The sequence below is a fragment of the Halomonas borealis genome, assembly GCF_004798905.1.
Lineage (GTDB): Bacteria > Pseudomonadota > Gammaproteobacteria > Pseudomonadales > Halomonadaceae > Halomonas > Halomonas borealis.
In genome coordinates, this window is the sequence record NZ_SDMO01000003.1 from 73,944 (window position 1) to 88,545 (window position 14,602).

A 14,602-nucleotide genomic window follows, 5' to 3' on the forward strand; every position below is an offset into this window, starting at 1 on the left:
TAATGAACACCGTTTGACGCTTCCCCCCGGTCGCCTCTTCGGCCGACGAGACAAGGCTAGCCCATGAACCCCAACTACCTAGACTTCGAACAGCCCATCGCCGAGCTCCAGGCCAAGATCGAGGAGCTGCGCCTGGTCGGCAATGACAGCCAGGTCAACCTGAACGACGAGATCGGTCGGCTCGAGGAGAAGAGTCGCAAGCTCACCGAGTCGATCTTCAAGGATCTGACCGCCTGGCAGGTCTCCCAGCTGTCGCGCCACCCGCAGCGCCCCTATACCCTCGATTACCTCGAGCATGTGTTCACCGACTTCGACGAGCTCCACGGCGATCGCCATTTCGCCGATGACGCCGCTCTCGTCGGTGGCGTGGCACGGCTGAACGACAAGCCGGTGATGGTCATCGGCCATCAGAAGGGCCGTGACGTCAAGGAGAAGGTCCGCCGCAACTTCGGCATGCCGCGCCCCGAAGGCTATCGCAAGGCCTGCCGTCTGATGGAAATGGCCGAGCGCTTCAAGATGCCGATCCTGACCTTCATCGACACGCCGGGGGCCTATCCGGGCATCGATGCCGAGGAGCGTGGTCAGAGCGAGGCCATCGCCCACAACCTGGCGGTGATGTCGCGTCTCAAGACGCCGATCGTCTCCACCGTGGTCGGCGAGGGTGGCTCCGGCGGCGCGTTGGCCATCGGTGTCTGCGACGAGCTGTCCATGCTGCAGTATTCCACCTACTCGGTGATCTCCCCCGAGGGCTGTGCTTCCATCCTGTGGAAGAGCGCCGAGAAGGCCTCCGAGGCCGCCCAGGCCATGGGCATCACCGCCGAGCGCCTCAAGGAGCTGGGTTTCGTCGACACCCTGATCCCCGAGCCGCTGGGCGGCGCCCACCGCAAGCCGATGGCCTCCGCCGAGCGCATTCGCACCGCGCTGAGCGAGAGCCTCGAACGGCTCGGCAGCATGGACACCGATGAGCTGCTCGAGCGCCGCTACAAGCGCCTGATGAGCTACGGCGCCCCCGTCTGATACCGAGCCTTCCTATGCTCGATCCGGCGGTGTTGGAGAGGACCTCATCCTGCCCATTTAGCCGCCGGTAAACTCCGCGGCTGCGGTCTTCTCCGCCTGGCGACCCACAGGGACGTGGGAAGCGCGTTGGCCCGTCGGGCACGGGCCTGGCCCTGGCCTTCGCTCGACGAGGGCGCTGGCTCTGGGGCTTCATCCGTCGCCGGTATAGCGGCCTCGAGCTTGGAGACCTGCCCCAAAGGGGGCTCTCATCTTTCCTGAGCGGTGTCCCTGCCCATGAGCCTCGAGCCCTCTTCCCTGCAAAGCGTGATCGATGACGCCCTGGCACGGACCCCGCCGGGACGTTGTGTGTGGGTGGCGCTTTCCGGTGGGCTCGATTCCGCGCTGCTGCTGACGCTGGCCGCGGACGCCTGCCGGCGCCATCCGCGGGCGTTGCGGGTGCTTCACGTCCATCACGGCCTGCAGGCCGAAGGTGAGGGCTTCGAACGCCATTGCCGGCGGCTGTGTTCGCGACTCGGGGTGCCCCTCGATGTGGCGCGTGTCGGCGTCGATGCGTCGGCGGGGGGCGGGCTCGAGGGTGAGGCGCGTGATGCCCGCTACGCGGCCTTTCGGCGTCGGCTGCTGGCCGGCGAGACCCTGTGGCTAGCCCAGCACCGTGATGATCAGGCCGAAACCTTCCTGTTGGCGGCGCTGCGTGGCGCCGGTTCGCGTGGGCTTGCCGCGATGCCGGCGGCGCGTGATATCGACGGCTGGTGCCTGGCTCGCCCGCTGCTCGGCTACCCGCGTTCGAGCCTGGAAGCCGAGGCCGAGCGCCGAGGCCTGGCCTGGGTCGAGGACCCGAGCAACGCCGACACGTGCTTGGGCCGTAACTTCCTGCGTCATCGTGCGCTGCCGCGGCTGGTCGAGCGTTGGCCGGACGCCGGGGCCGCGCTGGCGCGCAGCGCCGCGCTGTCCGGCGAGGCCGATGGGCTGCTCGAGGAGTTCGCCGCCGAGGACCTGACGCGGCTGGGGGGCGATCCCGCTCGCCTGCCGTGTGCCGGCCTGCTCGGGATGTCCGCGCCGCGCCGCCGCCTGCAGGTTCGCCACTGCCTGGCACGGCTGGGGTTGCCGCGGCCGCCGGCCCGGCGCCTGGATAGCCTGCTCGAGCAGCTCGCCGCGCGTCGTGATGCCGCGGCGCGGGTGGCCTGGCCGGGTGCGGAGGCCCGCGTCTGGCGGGAAACGCTCTATCTCATGTCTCCGTTGGCGCCGCTGCCGGCCGATTGGCGAGCCGCCTGGGACGGTAGGCCACCGCTGGCCACGCCCTTGGGGCCGTTGGCCTCGGGACTGGCCCGCGACGACGGTGGGCCGGTGGCGCTGAGGCTGGCGCCGCGGCTCGGTGGCGAACGCCTGCGCCTGGCGGGGCGTGGCGAGCGCGATCTCAAGCGCTTGCTGCAGGAGTGGAGCATGCCACCCTGGGAGCGCGCACGCCTGCTGGTGGCCTGGCACGGGGGGCGGACGGTGGCGGTGGCGGGGCCCTCGGGCTGGCTGGCCTGTGCCGAGGGCTGGCGCATCGGTTGAGCGAGCTCAGTCGCTGTCGAGCGTCAGCACGAGTCCGGCCGCTTGCTGGTAGGCGGTCTCCTGCTCCAGGTCGGCACGCAGCAGGCTCGGTTGGTGTCCCTGTAGTTGCAGCCGCAGGGCGCCCTCGTCGTCGAGGCTCAGCGTGGGCGTCGCCGGGGGATGCTCGGGCCGGGAGTGGTTGATGAGCACGGCCAGCCGCAGCAAGCGGGCCAGGCGTGACATGGCAGGGCGTTCGACGGCGGGCAGCGCCTGCCACTCCTCGAGCGGGAATGTGCGTCGGTGGGCGCGCACCAGGAAGGCCAGCTGGCGTTGCTCGGTGCGTGAGAAGCCGGCCAGGTCGGAGTGTTCCAACAGGTAGGCACCGTGGCGGTGGAACTGGCTGTGGGAGACCGTCAGGCCGATCTCGTGGAGCCGGCTGGCCCACTCGAGGAAGCGTGCCCGATCGTCGTCTAGCCGCCAGCGATCGCGCACCTGGTGGAGCAGCGCACACGCCGTGGCCGCCACGTTGTCGGCCTGACGAGGGTCGACGCCGTAGAGGCGTTCTAGGTTGGCCAGCGTCTTGAGTCGCGAGTCTTCCGGGCTGTTGCGCCCGGCCATGTCGTAGAGCACGCCCTCGCGCAGGGCGCCGTCCGAGTAGCGAATCGCGGCCAGGTCGAAGGCCTCGAAGATGGCGCCGAGGATGGCGATGCCGGCCGGGAAGATCTGGGCGCGATCGGCCTTGAGGCCGTCCAGGGCGACCCTGTCGAGTCGCTGGAAGTCGAGCAGGCGCTGGCGCAGGCGCTGCAGGCCGGCGCGGGTGATCACACCCTCCGGCGAGCGGTCGGCGGCGGCGATCACCGCCGCGGCGGCCTTGATGGTGCCGCTGGAGCCGACCGGGTCGTTCCAGCCGAGCGTCTGGAAGGGGCGCTGGATGTTGGCCAGCTCCGAGAGGGCGGCCAGCTCGGCGCGGCGCATGCACGCTTCGTCGATCTCGCCGCTCTCGAAGAAGCGCCGCGTGTAGGTCACGCAGCCCATGCTGAGGCTTTCCAGGGCCTGGGGCTCGAAGTCTTCGCCGATGATGAATTCGGTGGATCCGCCGCCGATGTCGACGATCAGACGCCGGCCTTCCTCGGCCATCGCATGGGCCGCACCCAGGTAGATGAGGCGCGCCTCCTCGCGGCCGGAGATGATCTCGATGCGGCTGCCGAGCAGCGCCTCGGCGCGCTCGATGAAGGCTTGGCTGTTGTCGGCGGCGCGCAGGGCGTTGGTGCCCACGACCCGCAGATCCCCGGGAGTGATGCCCGTGAGGAAGGGCGCGAAGCGCGCCAGGCAGCCCAGTGCACGGGTCATGGCGGCCTCGGTGAGCCGGCCGTCGTCGTCGAGCCCGGCGGCCAGCTGGACCTTGTCACCCTGGCGGGCGACCACCTGCAGGCGGTCCTCCTGGTAGTTGGCCACCAGCAGGTGGAAGCTGTTCGACCCCAGGTCGATGGCGGCGAGGCGGCGGGGGGCGATCTCATGCTCGCCGCTGTCGGTAGTCGGCCGGTCCGTGGGCGCGATCATGGCGGCTCCTTCAGGATGACAGGCCAAAGGTTGCTGGCGTCTTTGGGGCTTGTCAATTACGCCGCCCGAGGAGGCGCGTGGGGTATTGCGTTTCCCTTCGCCCTTGACTAGTATCGGGTCATTCGCCTATTCCGAATACTTCCCGACCGCGCACGGCGACCACGCCACGGTCACTTTCAAGTCGTCAGATAGCCCACTGCAATCAGCCCGCTTTAATCCGGCCTTCGGCCCGCTGCGCTGATCCAGGCGAAAACGAATCTGCTCCCTCGCTTCCGATACTGGTCCGGCACCCTCATGGCTGCCAGCCCGAGGCCATGTTGACCATTCGACGAGGCAGCCTACCCGGGCCCTGAACGCATCCACGCGGCGTTAACGTCTCGCCTTCTGTCCCATACGGCGCATGGCCGCCCGGCTTTCACGAGCAACTTCTGAACACACCGATGAATCTTACCGAACTCAAGCAAAAGCCCGTGCCGGAACTCCTAGAGATTGCCCGGGGTATGGGCATCGACAACCTGGCGCGTTCCCGCAAGCAGGACATCATCTTCGCCATCCTCAAGAAGCACGCCAAGAGTGGCGAAGCCATCTACGGCGACGGCGTGTTGGAGATCCTGCAGGACGGGTTCGGCTTCCTGCGTAGTGCCGACAGTTCCTACATGGCCGGCCCCGATGACATCTATGTGTCGCCTTCCCAGATCCGGCGCTTCAACCTGCGTAAGGGCGACTCCATCTCCGGCAAGATTCGTCCGCCCAAGGAGGGGGAGCGTTACTTCGCGTTGTTGAAGGTCAGCGAGATCAACTTCGACAAGCCGGAGAACGCCAAGCACAAGATCCTCTTCGAGAACCTCACGCCGTTGTTCCCTCAGGAACGGCTGCACACGGAGATCGGCAACGGCTCCACCGAGGATCTCACGGCACGGATCATCGATCTCACCGCTCCCATCGGCAAGGGCCAGCGTGGCCTGCTCGTCTCGCCGCCCAAGGCGGGCAAGACGCTGATGCTGCAGAACATCGCGACCTCGATCACGCGTAACAACCCCGAGTGTCACCTGATCGTGCTGCTGATCGACGAGCGGCCCGAGGAGGTCACCGAGATGTCGCGCACCGTACGCGGTGAGGTCGTGGCCTCGACCTTCGACGAGCCGCCGGCGCGTCACGTGCAGGTCGCCGAGATGGTCATCGAGAAGGCCAAGCGCCTGGTCGAGCACAAGAAGGACGTGGTGATCCTGCTCGATTCCATCACCCGCCTGGCGCGCGCCTATAACACCGTGGTGCCGTCTTCCGGCAAGGTGCTGACCGGCGGTGTCGATGCCCACGCCCTGGAGAAGCCCAAGCGCTTCTTCGGCGCGGCGCGCAACATCGAGGAAGGCGGCAGCCTGACGATCATCGCCACCGCGCTGGTCGACACCGGCTCCAAGATGGACGAGGTGATCTTCGAGGAGTTCAAGGGCACCGGCAACATGGAGGCCCACCTGGACCGCAAGCTCGCCGAGAAGCGTGTCTATCCGGCCCTCAACATTCGCCGCAGCGGCACCCGCCGCGAGGATCTGATCGCCTCCGAGGACGAGATGCAGCGCATGTGGATCCTGCGTAAGCTGCTCAACCCCATGGAGGACACGGCCGCCACCGAGTTCCTGATCGATCGCCTGAAGGATACCAAGACCAACCTGGAATTCTTCGAGGCCATGAAGAGACGCTGATCGGCGCTATTGCGCTTGCGGATACGGCGTTGAATCCTCGCTCGGCCTGCTCATGTGCGGCTCGTGCACTCCGCGGCCCGCGCCCGGGATTCGCCTTGTCTCCGCTGCGCTCATGACGCTCCGGTGGCCGGCTAACCGGGCTCGGTAGGCCAGAGGTTGGGCTCATGGCCGCCAGGCGCAGCATCCCGAAGGGGCAGCATGCTATGCTGCCCCTTTTGCGTCGTTCGAGACACGGGAAGGCCGCATGAAGTACAAGGACCTGCGCGAGTTCATCGCCGCGCTGGAAGAGCAAGGCGAGCTCAAGCGCGTTTCCGCCGAGGTAGATCCCTACCTGGAAATCACCGAGATCTGCGATCGCACCCTGCAGGCCGGCGGGCCGGCGCTTTTGTTCGAGAACGTCAAGGGCCACGACATGCCGCTGCTCGGCAACCTGTTCGGCACGCCGAAGCGGGTCGCCATGGGCATGGGGCAGGACTCGGTCGCGTCGCTCAGGGAGGTCGGCGAGCTGCTGGCCTTCCTCAAGGAGCCGGAACCGCCCAAGGGCTTCCGCGATGCCCTGGACAAGCTGCCGGTCTACAAGCAGGTGATGAGCATGGGCCCCAAGCGGCTCAAGCGGGCGCCGGTGCAGGAGGTGGTGCTCGAGGGCGATGAGGTCGACCTCGACCGTCTGCCGATCCAGCACTGCTGGCCCGGTGACGCCGCGCCGCTGGTGACCTGGCCGCTGGTGATCACCAAGGGGCCGCACAAGTCGCGCCAGAACCTGGGCATCTATCGCCAGCAGAAGCTGTCGCGTCATCGCCTGATCATGCGCTGGTTGTCGCATCGCGGCGGTGCCCTGGACTTCCAGGAATGGTGCCGCGAGCATCCCGGCGAGCCCTTCCCGGTGGCGGTGGCGCTGGGCGCCGACCCGGCGACCATCCTCGGTGCGGTGACGCCGGTGCCGGACTCGCTCTCCGAATACGCCTTCGCCGGGTTGCTGCGCGGCTCGCGCACCGAGTTGATCAAGTGCGGCCACGCCGAGCTCGAGGTGCCGGCCTCCTCCGAGATCATCCTCGAGGGCTTCCTGTACCCGGACGATACCGCCCCGGAAGGCCCCTACGGCGATCACACCGGCTACTACAACGAGGTGGAGACCTTCCCGGTGTTCACGGTCACGCGCATGACCATGCGCCGCGACGCCATCTATCATTCCACCTACACCGGCCGCCCGCCGGACGAACCCGCGGTGCTGGGGCTGGCGCTGAACGAGGTGTTCGTGCCGATCCTGCGGCGCCAGTTCCCGGAGATCGTCGACTTCTATCTGCCCCCGGAGGGCTGCTCCTACCGCATGGCGGTGGTGACCATGAAGAAGCAGTATCCCGGGCATGCCAAGCGCGTGATGATGGGCGTGTGGAGCTTCCTGCGTCAGTTCATGTACACCAAGTTCGTGGTGGTGCTCGACGACGACGTCAGCGCGCGTGACTGGAAGGACGTGATCTGGGCCATCACCACCCGCATGGATCCGGCGCGGGATACCGTGATGGTGGAGAATACCCCCATCGACTATCTGGATTTCGCCTCGCCGGTGGCGGGGCTGGGTTCCAAGATGGGCCTGGATGCCACCGACAAGTGGCCCGGCGAGACCGACCGCGAGTGGGGCACACCCATCGTCATGGACGAGGCCGTGAAGGCTCGCGTCAACGAGCGCTGGGACGAACTGGGCATCGATACCCCCGATAACCACAAGAGGCATTCATGACGGCAAGGACCCTGACCTGTCAGGTCGTCGAGGTCGAGGACCTCACCCCCGATGTCTTCCGGGTGCACCTGGAGGGCCGCACCGAGGCCATGGCCCACGCGCCCGGCCAGTATCTGGAGCTTCAGCTGGACCCCGAGACCTGGGTGCCGTTCTCGATCGCCAGCGCCCATCAGGACGATGGGCGCCTCGAGTTGCACATCCAGCACTGGCCGGAGCGCTCCAACTCGGCGCGGTTGCGCGAGCTGCTGGTGGTCGCCGAACAGCTGACCGTGCGGCTGCCGGGCGGCGACTGCGTGCTCGACCCCGATAGTGCCCGCCCGCTGCTGCTGGTCGCCGCCGGTACCGGCTTCGCCCAGATGAAGGCGATCGTCGAGGCGGCCCTGCATGCCGACTCCGAACGCGAGATCGCCCTGTGGTGGGCGGCCAAGGAACGCCGCGAGTTCTACCTGGAGAGCCTGGCCCGGGAGTGGGCGGCTCAGTACGCGAACGTGACGTTCCACGGTGTCAGCGAGCTGGGCATGAGTGAGGACTTCGATGTCGAGCATGTTCGCGGCCATGTCGGCCGGATCGATGCCGCCCTGGGCGAGGTCTTGAGCGAGCTCGATGTCTCCGGCCATGACGTCTACTTCTCCGGGTCGCCGGGCATGGTCTATGCCTGCGTCGACGTGCTGGCATCATTAGGCCTCGAGCCCTCGCGGGTGTTTTCCGATGTCTTCGCCTATGCGCCGCGCGATCCGCTGGTGCCCACGGTGGGCAGCCTGGTGAGGGAAGGGCAGGCATGAGTGCCGCACCGATCCTGATCACCGGCGGCGCCCAGCGGCTGGGGCGCCACTGTGCCGAGCGTCTGGTCGACGAGGGGCATCCGGTGATCGTCAGCTATCGCCGCGAACGCGAGGCGCTCGACGCGCTGCGCGAGCGAGGCATCGTCACCCTGCAGGCCGACTTCTCGAGCCAGGCCGGCATCGAGGACTTCCTCGAGCGGCTACGCGGCGAGACCAGTTCGCTGCGGGCCATCGTCCACAACGCCAGCGACTGGGCGCCGGACGCCGCCGGCCCCGAGGCGGGCGATAACTTCGAGCGACTGTTCCGGGTGCACATGCTGGCGCCCTACCTGATCAACCTCGGCGCCCGCGAGCTTCTCGAGGCCGGCGAAGAGCCGATGCGCGACATCGTGCACATGACCGATTTCGTGGCCAGCAGGGGCTCGCGCAAGCATGCCGCCTACGCCGCCTCCAAGGCCGGGCTGGAGAGCCTGACGCTGTCGTTCGCCGCGATGTTCGCACCGTCGATCCAGGTCAATGCCATCGCCCCGGCGATGATCATGCTGAACGAGGGCGACGACGCGGCCTACGCCGAGAAGGCACGGTCCAAGTCGGCGATGGAGCTGATTCCCGGGCCGGGGGTGATTCACCAGAGCCTGCGTTACCTGCTCGACAATCGCTACGTGACCGGCAGCACCCTGCCGGTAGATGGTGGCCGCCACCTGCGTTAGGCCTGCACGCGACGACCCGAGAGGCTCGCCAGGACGGTGGCGGGGAGCCTTGCCAAGCGCGTCGTGAGCGGGCAGGATGGGAGTCGATTCTAGGAGAACCGAGACGCGACCCATGACACCGAGCCCGTTCCTGCCCCAGCAACGCTTTTCGACCGCCTTCCCGGCGGCGCCGGCGGCTGGGCGTGTGGCCGCCTTCGGTAGCGCCTATTATTGGCCGGGTGACTGGTTTAGCGTCGGCGTGCCGACGGCCGGGTCCTGACAGCACAGGACGGCCGCGAGGCACGCCCACCCAGGGTTGCCTCCGACACGCAGAACCCCCGGACGGCAACCCCGCCCGGGGGTTCTGCGTTTCTGGCATTCATTATTCGAGGAGACACTCATGACCGCATTCGATCGCCGCCACGCCGAGTTCCGCACCCTGGGTCGGGGCTATTATGGCTATGGCTGGCGATTTATCGACGTGCGGTCGGCTCAGTGCGCCACCTCCGACCGTGGGCTTACCGGTGGCATGACGTTGTCCCGACCCTCTCGCTCACGGAGTTGATGCCTCATGAATGCCCCCGTTTCTCTCGCCCAAAGCGCCGAATCCGCCCCCGGCCACCAGGGCGCCCGCGCCTTGCCCACCCCGGCGGAATTGAAGCACGCCCTGCCGCTCGAGCCGGCACTCGCCCGGCGCCTCGACGGCCAGCGCCAGGCCATCCGTGATGTCCTCGCCGGCCGCGATGATCGCCTTCTGGTGGTCGTCGGTCCCTGCTCGATCCACGACCCCGAGGCGGCCCTCGAGTATGCCCGTCACCTGGCCGAGCTGGCATCCAGGGTCGAGGACCGCCTGCTGCTGGTGATGCGCGTCTACGTGGAGAAGCCGCGCACCACCGTCGGCTGGAAGGGGCTGGCCTACGACCCCGACCTGGACGGCACGGGTGACCTGGCGCGAGGCCTCGAGCTGTCGCGCTCGCTGATGCGCGAGATCACCCGGCTCGGCCTGCCGGTGGCCACCGAGCTGCTGCAGCCGATGCTGGCGCCTTACCTCGATGACCTGTTGAGCTGGGTGGCGATCGGCGCCCGCACCACCGAGTCTCAGCTGCATCGCGAGCTGGCCAGTGGCCTGGATGCGGTGGTCGGCTTCAAGAACGCCACCAGCGGCGACCTGCAGGTCGCGGTGGATGCCATGCGCGCCGCGGCTCATCCTCATCAGCACTTCGCCATGGGCGCCGACGGCCGGCCCGAGGTGCGCGAGACGCCCGGCAACCCGCATACCCATGCGGTGTTGCGCGGTGGCCATGGCGAGCCCAACTTCCGCGCGCCCCAGGTGGCGGCGGCCCGCGAGGCCCTGGAGGCGGCCGATCAGAACGCACGGTTGATGGTCGACTGCAGCCACGCCAACGCGCGCAAGGATCATCGCCGCCAGAGCGAGGTGATGCTCGACGTATTGAACCAGCGGCTGGCCGGCGATGCCTCGCTGGTGGGGCTGATGCTGGAGAGCCAGCTTCACGAGGGCAAGCAGCCGCTGGCGCCGGGCAAGCTGCGCCACGGGGTCTCGGTCACCGATGCCTGCATCGGCTGGGAGACCACCGAGCACCTGTTGACCACGGCCGCGGAGAAGCTACGCGAGGTCTGAGGCCGACTGTGAGCCGAAACGAAACCGCCCCCATGGCATACGCCTGGGGGCGGTTTCGTTGGTGGGCGAGCGGTGAGCGGGCGTCAGGCAGACGCGTGTCGGCGCGATGCCTCGTCCGTCGGCTAGCCGGCGAGCAGCCGTGCCGCTCGCTTGGCGAAATAGGTCAGGATGCCGTCGGCGCCGGCGCGCTTGAAGCAGGTCAGCGACTCGAGCATCACGGCGTCGCCGTCCAGCCAGCCGTTGTCGAAGGCCGCCATGTGCATGGCGTATTCGCCGCTCACCTGATAGGCGAAGGTCGGGACCTTGAGTTCGTCCTTGATGCGCCTGACCACGTCCAGGTAAGGCATGCCCGGCTTGATCATCACCATGTCGGCGCCCTCGGCCAGGTCCAGGGCCACCTCGTGCAGCGCCTCCTCGCCGTTGGCCGGGTCCATCTGGTAGGTGGACTTGTCGGCGCGCCCGAGGTTCGTCGCCGAACCCACGGCATCCCGGAAGGGGCCGTAATAGCTCGAGGCGTACTTGGCGCTGTAGGCCATGATCCGGGTGTTGTGTCGCTGTGCCTGCTCGAGTGCCTGGCGGATGGCCCCGATGCGGCCATCCATCATGTCCGAGGGGGCGATGATGTCGGCGCCGGCCTCGGCGTGGGAGAGGGCCTGCTTGAGCAGCGTCTCCACGGTGCGATCGTTCTGCACATAGCCCGATGCATCGAGGATGCCGTCCTGGCCGTGGCTCGTATAGGGGTCGAGCGCCACATCGGTCATGATGCCGAGTTCGGGCACGGCCTCCTTGAGGGCGCGCACGCTGCGCTGGACCAGGCCATCCGCGCTATAGGCCTGCTCGGCCAGTTCGCTCTTCAGTGCCGGCTCCACTACCGGGAACAGCGCCAGCAACGGGATGCCCAGATCGCGCGCCTCGCGGGCCTCTTCGATCAACAGGTCCAGCGACAGGCGCTCGACGCCCGGCATGGAGGGCACCGCCTCGCGCTGCCCCTCGCCTTCGAGCACGAACACCGGCCAGATCAGGTCGGCGGCGGTGAGGCTGTGCTCACGCATCATGCGGCGCGAGAAGTCGTCGCGGCGCATGCGGCGCATGCGGGTGGCGGGGTACTGGCGTGCGGTCGTGAAGCTCAAGGGAACCTCTCCGGAACGGTGAACGGGCCGTCAGCACGCAGCCTGGCGGATCATTGATGACGCAGCGATGACGGTCGTTCGAGTATATCAGGGTCAACCGGCGTCGACAGACGCGTCTTGTCGCACCCCCGGGGACTCTCTACAGTGATGGCTTCATGTTTTACCGGCCTTGCCACCGATCGGCAGGGGATGCACGAGGAGAGGCATATGAGCAAGCAGGTGGCGGTCATTCTGTCGGGGTGCGGTGTCGAGGATGGCTCGGAGATCTACGAGACCACCCTGACCCTGTTGCGCCTGGACCAGCTGGGGATCGGTTATCGCTGCTTCGCCCCCGACATCGACCAGCACGATGTGGTCGATCATCGCCGCGGTGAGGCGGTCCGCGAGGAGCATCGCAACGTGCTGGTCGAGTCGGCGCGCCTGGCCCGCGGCGAGATCTCCCCGCTCGACGAGCTGGATGCCGTCGACTTCGACGCCGCCATCCTGCCCGGCGGCTTCGGCGCGGCCAAGAACCTCTCCAACTTCGCCGTGGCCGGTGCCGACATGGTGATCCACGAGGGGCTGGTGGAGGCCCTGGCCGAGTTTCACGAGGACCGTAAGCCGCTCGGCCTGATGTGCATCGCGCCGGTGATGGTGCCGCGCCTGCTGGGGCCGGGCATCGCCGTGACTATCGGCCACGACCCCGGCGTGGCGGGCGCCATCAGCAGCATGGGCGGCCTGCACCGCAGCTGCGGCGTGGAAGACATCGTGGTCGACTTCGAGAACCGCGTGGTGACGACCCCGGCCTACATGCTTGCCACTCGCCTCGGCGAGGCGGCCACCGGTATCTTCAAGCTGGTGGATCGTATCGATGAAATGATGGATCTCTGACCCGGGGTAGCCGGGTCAAGCGGTCAGAGCGACGCTTCGCGCCTGGACACGATAAGCCTGAAGAAGAACGCCGCCATGAGCTTGTCATGGCGGCGTTCTTGATTCGCCTAGGCAGCTTGCAGCTTGCAGCTTACGTTACGGCTCGTCCTGTTCCGCGGCGTCCCGGTCGCGCTTGCGGCGCACCAGGCGGCCGAACAGCAGGCCGACCTCGTAGAGCAGGTACATCGGCACCGCCAGCAGGCTCTGGGACACCACGTCCGGCGGGGTCATCAGCATGCCGATGACGAAGCAACCGAGTACCACGTAGGGGCGCTTCTTCGACAGGCTCTCCACGCTGGTCGCCCCGGAGAGGATCAGCAGGAAGGTGGCGATCGGGATCTCGAAGGCCACGCCGAAGGCGAAGAACAGCTTGAGCACGAAGTTGAGGTACTGGTTGATATCGGTCATCACCGCCACGTTCTCCGGCCCGGTCTGGGTGAAGAACTGGAACAGCAGCGGGAACACCGCATAGTAGGCGAAGGCAGCCCCGGCGTAGAACAACACCACGCTGGTGGCCAGCAGCGGCATCGCCAGGGTCTTCTCGTTGTCGTAGAGCCCCGGGGCGATGAAGGCCCAGGCCTGGTGCAGCACGAAGGGCACGGCGATGAACACCGCCACCACCAGGGTCAGCTTGAAGGGCGCCAAGAACGGCGAGGCCACCTCGGTGGCGATCATCTGCGAGCCTTCCGGCAGCAGCGCCATCAGCGGCTCGGCGACGAAGGCATAGATGTCGTTGGCGAAGGCATAGAGGCCGAGGAAGATCGCCAGGATGGCGATCACCGCACGCAGCAGCCGCGAGCGCAGCTCGACCAGATGCTCGATCAGCGGGGCCTGAGGCGGCTCGGTACCCTGGGGATCGTCGGTTTGGCTCATCGGGAAGAGGCATCCTCGTGGGCGTCGGCGTCATCGGGCTGTCGGCGGGCCCGCAGGGCATCGTCGAGTCGCCGTTCCGGGGCAGGTTCGGTCGTTTCGCGGCGCTCGGCGTCGGTGCTCCCGGTGCCTTCGACGTCGCGCTTGACTCGGCCGATGCCTTCATCGAGCTTCTGCTGTTGCTCGTTGAGCTTCTGGCGCAGCTCTTCCGCCTCTAGCTGGGCGTTGATCTCGCGCTGCATGCCGGAGATGCTTCGCTTGATGCGTCCCAGCCACAGGCCGGCGGTGCGGGCGGCCTTGGGCAGGCGCTCGGGGCCCAGCACCAGCAGGCCGACCACGCCGATGAACAGGATTTCGAGAAAGCCGATATCGAACATGGCGGCTTACTTGCGCTCTTCCGGTTCGTCGGCCTTGCGCTCGGCGTGAACGTCGTAGGTCCGTTCCTCGTCGTCGTGGCGCATCTGGGCCTGAGGCTGGTCGCTCTCGTCGTTCTTCTCGCCGTCGCCGATGGCCTTCTTGAAGCCCTTGACCGCGCCGCCCAGGTCGCCGCCGACGTTACGCAGCTTCTTGGTGCCGAAGATCAGGATGATGATGCCGAGCACGATCAGGAGTTGCCAGATACTGATACCGCCTAACATAGGGTGTCCCTCGGGTTGCTGCGCCGGAAACCGGCGTCGGTGGCTTATTGGGGCCGGGAGGCCTTCTCGTCGTGGCCGGAAAGGCCGAAGCGGCGATCCAGTTCGTCGAGGACCTCGCGATGACTCAGCCCCAGGTGCGACAGCATCACCAGGCTATGGAACCACAGATCGGTGGTCTCGGCGACCAGCGTCTGGCGTGCCGCCTCGTCGCCCTGCTCGGCGTCCTTGGCCGCGAGCAGCGTCTCGGTGGCTTCCTCGCCGACCTTCTCGAGTATCTTGTTCAGCCCCTTGTGATGCAAGCTGGCCACGTAGGAGTCGTCGGGGGCAGCCTGGCGGCGGCGGGCCAGGGCCGCGTCGAGACGGTCGAGAATATCGCTCATGTGAGACGTTTCCGTTG

At 67.4% G+C, this 14,602-nt stretch carries 16 protein-coding genes; 10 read left to right on the forward strand and 6 right to left on the reverse strand.

What is annotated here, in order from left to right; translation table 11 throughout:
* Positions 1 to 63: 63 nt before the first annotated feature.
* Positions 64 to 1,017 carry an acetyl-CoA carboxylase carboxyl transferase subunit alpha gene (gene accA / locus ETC07_RS04625; protein WP_136247342.1) on the forward strand — a complete coding sequence of 318 codons (954 nt, stop codon included), beginning with the start codon at positions 64 to 66 and terminating at the stop codon, positions 1,015 to 1,017.
* Positions 1,018 to 1,290: 273 nt separating this feature from the next.
* Positions 1,291 to 2,571: a tRNA lysidine(34) synthetase TilS gene (gene tilS / locus ETC07_RS04630; RefSeq protein ID WP_136247343.1), complete on the forward strand. Its 1,281-nt coding sequence runs from the start codon at positions 1,291 to 1,293 to the stop codon at positions 2,569 to 2,571.
* A gap of 6 nt (positions 2,572 to 2,577) precedes the next feature.
* Here the strand turns inward: tilS and ppx are convergent, their stop codons facing one another.
* Positions 2,578 to 4,110 carry an exopolyphosphatase gene (gene ppx, locus ETC07_RS04635; protein ID WP_136247344.1) on the reverse strand — a complete coding sequence of 511 codons (1,533 nt, stop codon included), beginning with the start codon at positions 4,108 to 4,110 and terminating at the stop codon, positions 2,578 to 2,580.
* A 440-nt stretch (positions 4,111 to 4,550) separates the two neighbouring features.
* Between ppx and rho the strand changes: the two genes are divergently transcribed.
* The 7 genes from rho to ETC07_RS04660 all read left to right on the forward strand — a co-directional run bounded on the left by rho (position 4,551) and on the right by ETC07_RS04660 (position 10,658).
* Positions 4,551 to 5,810 (forward strand): transcription termination factor Rho, encoded by a 1,260-nt coding sequence (gene rho / locus ETC07_RS04640; protein ID WP_136247345.1) that lies wholly within the window; start codon positions 4,551 to 4,553, stop codon positions 5,808 to 5,810.
* A gap of 244 nt (positions 5,811 to 6,054) precedes the next feature.
* The gene (ubiD, locus tag ETC07_RS04645) at positions 6,055 to 7,548 is read left to right on the forward strand and encodes a 4-hydroxy-3-polyprenylbenzoate decarboxylase (protein WP_136247346.1); all 1,494 of its coding nucleotides are present in this window, start codon (positions 6,055 to 6,057) and stop codon (positions 7,546 to 7,548) included.
* Positions 7,545 to 8,330, forward strand: a complete 786-nt coding sequence (locus tag ETC07_RS04650; protein ID WP_136247347.1) for an FAD-binding oxidoreductase — start codon at positions 7,545 to 7,547, stop codon at positions 8,328 to 8,330. The genes ubiD and ETC07_RS04650 overlap by 4 nt, the downstream gene beginning before the upstream one ends.
* On the forward strand, positions 8,327 to 9,040 hold the full coding sequence (gene folM, locus ETC07_RS04655) for a dihydromonapterin reductase (RefSeq protein ID WP_136247348.1): 714 nt from the start codon (positions 8,327 to 8,329) through the stop codon (positions 9,038 to 9,040). The genes ETC07_RS04650 and folM overlap by 4 nt, the downstream gene beginning before the upstream one ends.
* Before the next feature lie 112 nt (positions 9,041 to 9,152).
* On the forward strand, positions 9,153 to 9,299 hold the full coding sequence (locus tag ETC07_RS15635) for a hypothetical protein (RefSeq protein WP_168709164.1): 147 nt from the start codon (positions 9,153 to 9,155) through the stop codon (positions 9,297 to 9,299).
* A 120-nt stretch (positions 9,300 to 9,419) separates the two neighbouring features.
* Positions 9,420 to 9,584 (forward strand): hypothetical protein, encoded by a 165-nt coding sequence (locus ETC07_RS15640; protein ID WP_168709165.1) that lies wholly within the window; start codon positions 9,420 to 9,422, stop codon positions 9,582 to 9,584.
* 6 nt (positions 9,585 to 9,590) lie between these two features.
* The gene (locus ETC07_RS04660; protein ID WP_136247349.1) at positions 9,591 to 10,658 is read left to right on the forward strand and encodes a 3-deoxy-7-phosphoheptulonate synthase; all 1,068 of its coding nucleotides are present in this window, start codon (positions 9,591 to 9,593) and stop codon (positions 10,656 to 10,658) included.
* A gap of 122 nt (positions 10,659 to 10,780) precedes the next feature.
* Here ETC07_RS04660 and hemB read toward each other — a convergent pair whose 3' ends face one another.
* Entirely contained in the window at positions 10,781 to 11,749 is a 969-nt protein-coding gene (gene hemB / locus ETC07_RS04665; RefSeq protein WP_497706965.1) for a porphobilinogen synthase, read from the reverse strand.
* 246 nt (positions 11,750 to 11,995) lie between these two features.
* On the opposite strand from hemB, the gene elbB reads away from it, so the two are divergent.
* The gene (gene elbB / locus ETC07_RS04670) at positions 11,996 to 12,658 is read left to right on the forward strand and encodes an isoprenoid biosynthesis glyoxalase ElbB (RefSeq protein WP_136247351.1); all 663 of its coding nucleotides are present in this window, start codon (positions 11,996 to 11,998) and stop codon (positions 12,656 to 12,658) included.
* A 135-nt stretch (positions 12,659 to 12,793) separates the two neighbouring features.
* On the opposite strand, the gene tatC is transcribed toward elbB, so the two are convergent.
* Genes tatC through ETC07_RS04690 form a run of 4 tightly spaced genes read right to left on the reverse strand, consistent with a single transcriptional unit; the run spans position 12,794 to position 14,585 of the window.
* Positions 12,794 to 13,570, reverse strand: a complete 777-nt coding sequence (gene tatC / locus ETC07_RS04675; RefSeq protein ID WP_136247352.1) for a twin-arginine translocase subunit TatC — start codon at positions 13,568 to 13,570, stop codon at positions 12,794 to 12,796.
* Positions 13,567 to 13,944 carry a Sec-independent protein translocase protein TatB gene (gene tatB / locus ETC07_RS04680; RefSeq protein WP_136247353.1) on the reverse strand — a complete coding sequence of 126 codons (378 nt, stop codon included), beginning with the start codon at positions 13,942 to 13,944 and terminating at the stop codon, positions 13,567 to 13,569. The genes tatC and tatB overlap by 4 nt, the downstream gene beginning before the upstream one ends.
* A 6-nt stretch (positions 13,945 to 13,950) precedes the next feature.
* Positions 13,951 to 14,205, reverse strand: coding sequence for a Sec-independent protein translocase subunit TatA (gene tatA, locus ETC07_RS04685; RefSeq protein WP_136247354.1), 255 nt, complete (start codon positions 14,203 to 14,205; stop codon positions 13,951 to 13,953).
* 44 nt (positions 14,206 to 14,249) lie between these two features.
* Entirely contained in the window at positions 14,250 to 14,585 is a 336-nt protein-coding gene (locus ETC07_RS04690; protein WP_136247355.1) for a phosphoribosyl-ATP diphosphatase, read from the reverse strand.
* Between the last annotated feature and the right edge of the window lie 17 nt (positions 14,586 to 14,602).

Excerpts from the sequence above, each read along its gene's own strand:
- ETC07_RS15635 (WP_168709164.1), top strand. The coding sequence starts at position 9,153 with ATGACACCGAGCCCGTTCCTGCCCCAGCAACGCTTTTCGACCGCCTTC.
- tatB (WP_136247353.1), bottom strand. The coding sequence starts at position 13,944 with ATGTTCGATATCGGCTTTCTCGAAATCCTGTTCATCGGCGTGGTCGGC.
- ubiD (WP_136247346.1), top strand. The coding sequence starts at position 6,055 with ATGAAGTACAAGGACCTGCGCGAGTTCATCGCCGCGCTGGAAGAGCAA.
- rho (WP_136247345.1), top strand. The coding sequence starts at position 4,551 with ATGAATCTTACCGAACTCAAGCAAAAGCCCGTGCCGGAACTCCTAGAG.
- ppx (WP_136247344.1), bottom strand. The coding sequence starts at position 4,110 with ATGATCGCGCCCACGGACCGGCCGACTACCGACAGCGGCGAGCATGAG.
- ETC07_RS04650 (WP_136247347.1), top strand. The coding sequence starts at position 7,545 with ATGACGGCAAGGACCCTGACCTGTCAGGTCGTCGAGGTCGAGGACCTC.
- ETC07_RS04660 (WP_136247349.1), top strand. The coding sequence starts at position 9,591 with ATGAATGCCCCCGTTTCTCTCGCCCAAAGCGCCGAATCCGCCCCCGGC.
- ETC07_RS15640 (WP_168709165.1), top strand. The coding sequence starts at position 9,420 with ATGACCGCATTCGATCGCCGCCACGCCGAGTTCCGCACCCTGGGTCGG.
- folM (WP_136247348.1), top strand. The coding sequence starts at position 8,327 with ATGAGTGCCGCACCGATCCTGATCACCGGCGGCGCCCAGCGGCTGGGG.
- accA (WP_136247342.1), top strand. The coding sequence starts at position 64 with ATGAACCCCAACTACCTAGACTTCGAACAGCCCATCGCCGAGCTCCAG.
- tatC (WP_136247352.1), bottom strand. The coding sequence starts at position 13,570 with ATGAGCCAAACCGACGATCCCCAGGGTACCGAGCCGCCTCAGGCCCCG.
- tatA (WP_136247354.1), bottom strand. The coding sequence starts at position 14,205 with ATGTTAGGCGGTATCAGTATCTGGCAACTCCTGATCGTGCTCGGCATC.
- elbB (WP_136247351.1), top strand. The coding sequence starts at position 11,996 with ATGAGCAAGCAGGTGGCGGTCATTCTGTCGGGGTGCGGTGTCGAGGAT.
- hemB (WP_497706965.1), bottom strand. The coding sequence starts at position 11,749 with ATGCGCCGCATGCGCCGCGACGACTTCTCGCGCCGCATGATGCGTGAG.
- tilS (WP_136247343.1), top strand. The coding sequence starts at position 1,291 with ATGAGCCTCGAGCCCTCTTCCCTGCAAAGCGTGATCGATGACGCCCTG.
- ETC07_RS04690 (WP_136247355.1), bottom strand. The coding sequence starts at position 14,585 with ATGAGCGATATTCTCGACCGTCTCGACGCGGCCCTGGCCCGCCGCCGC.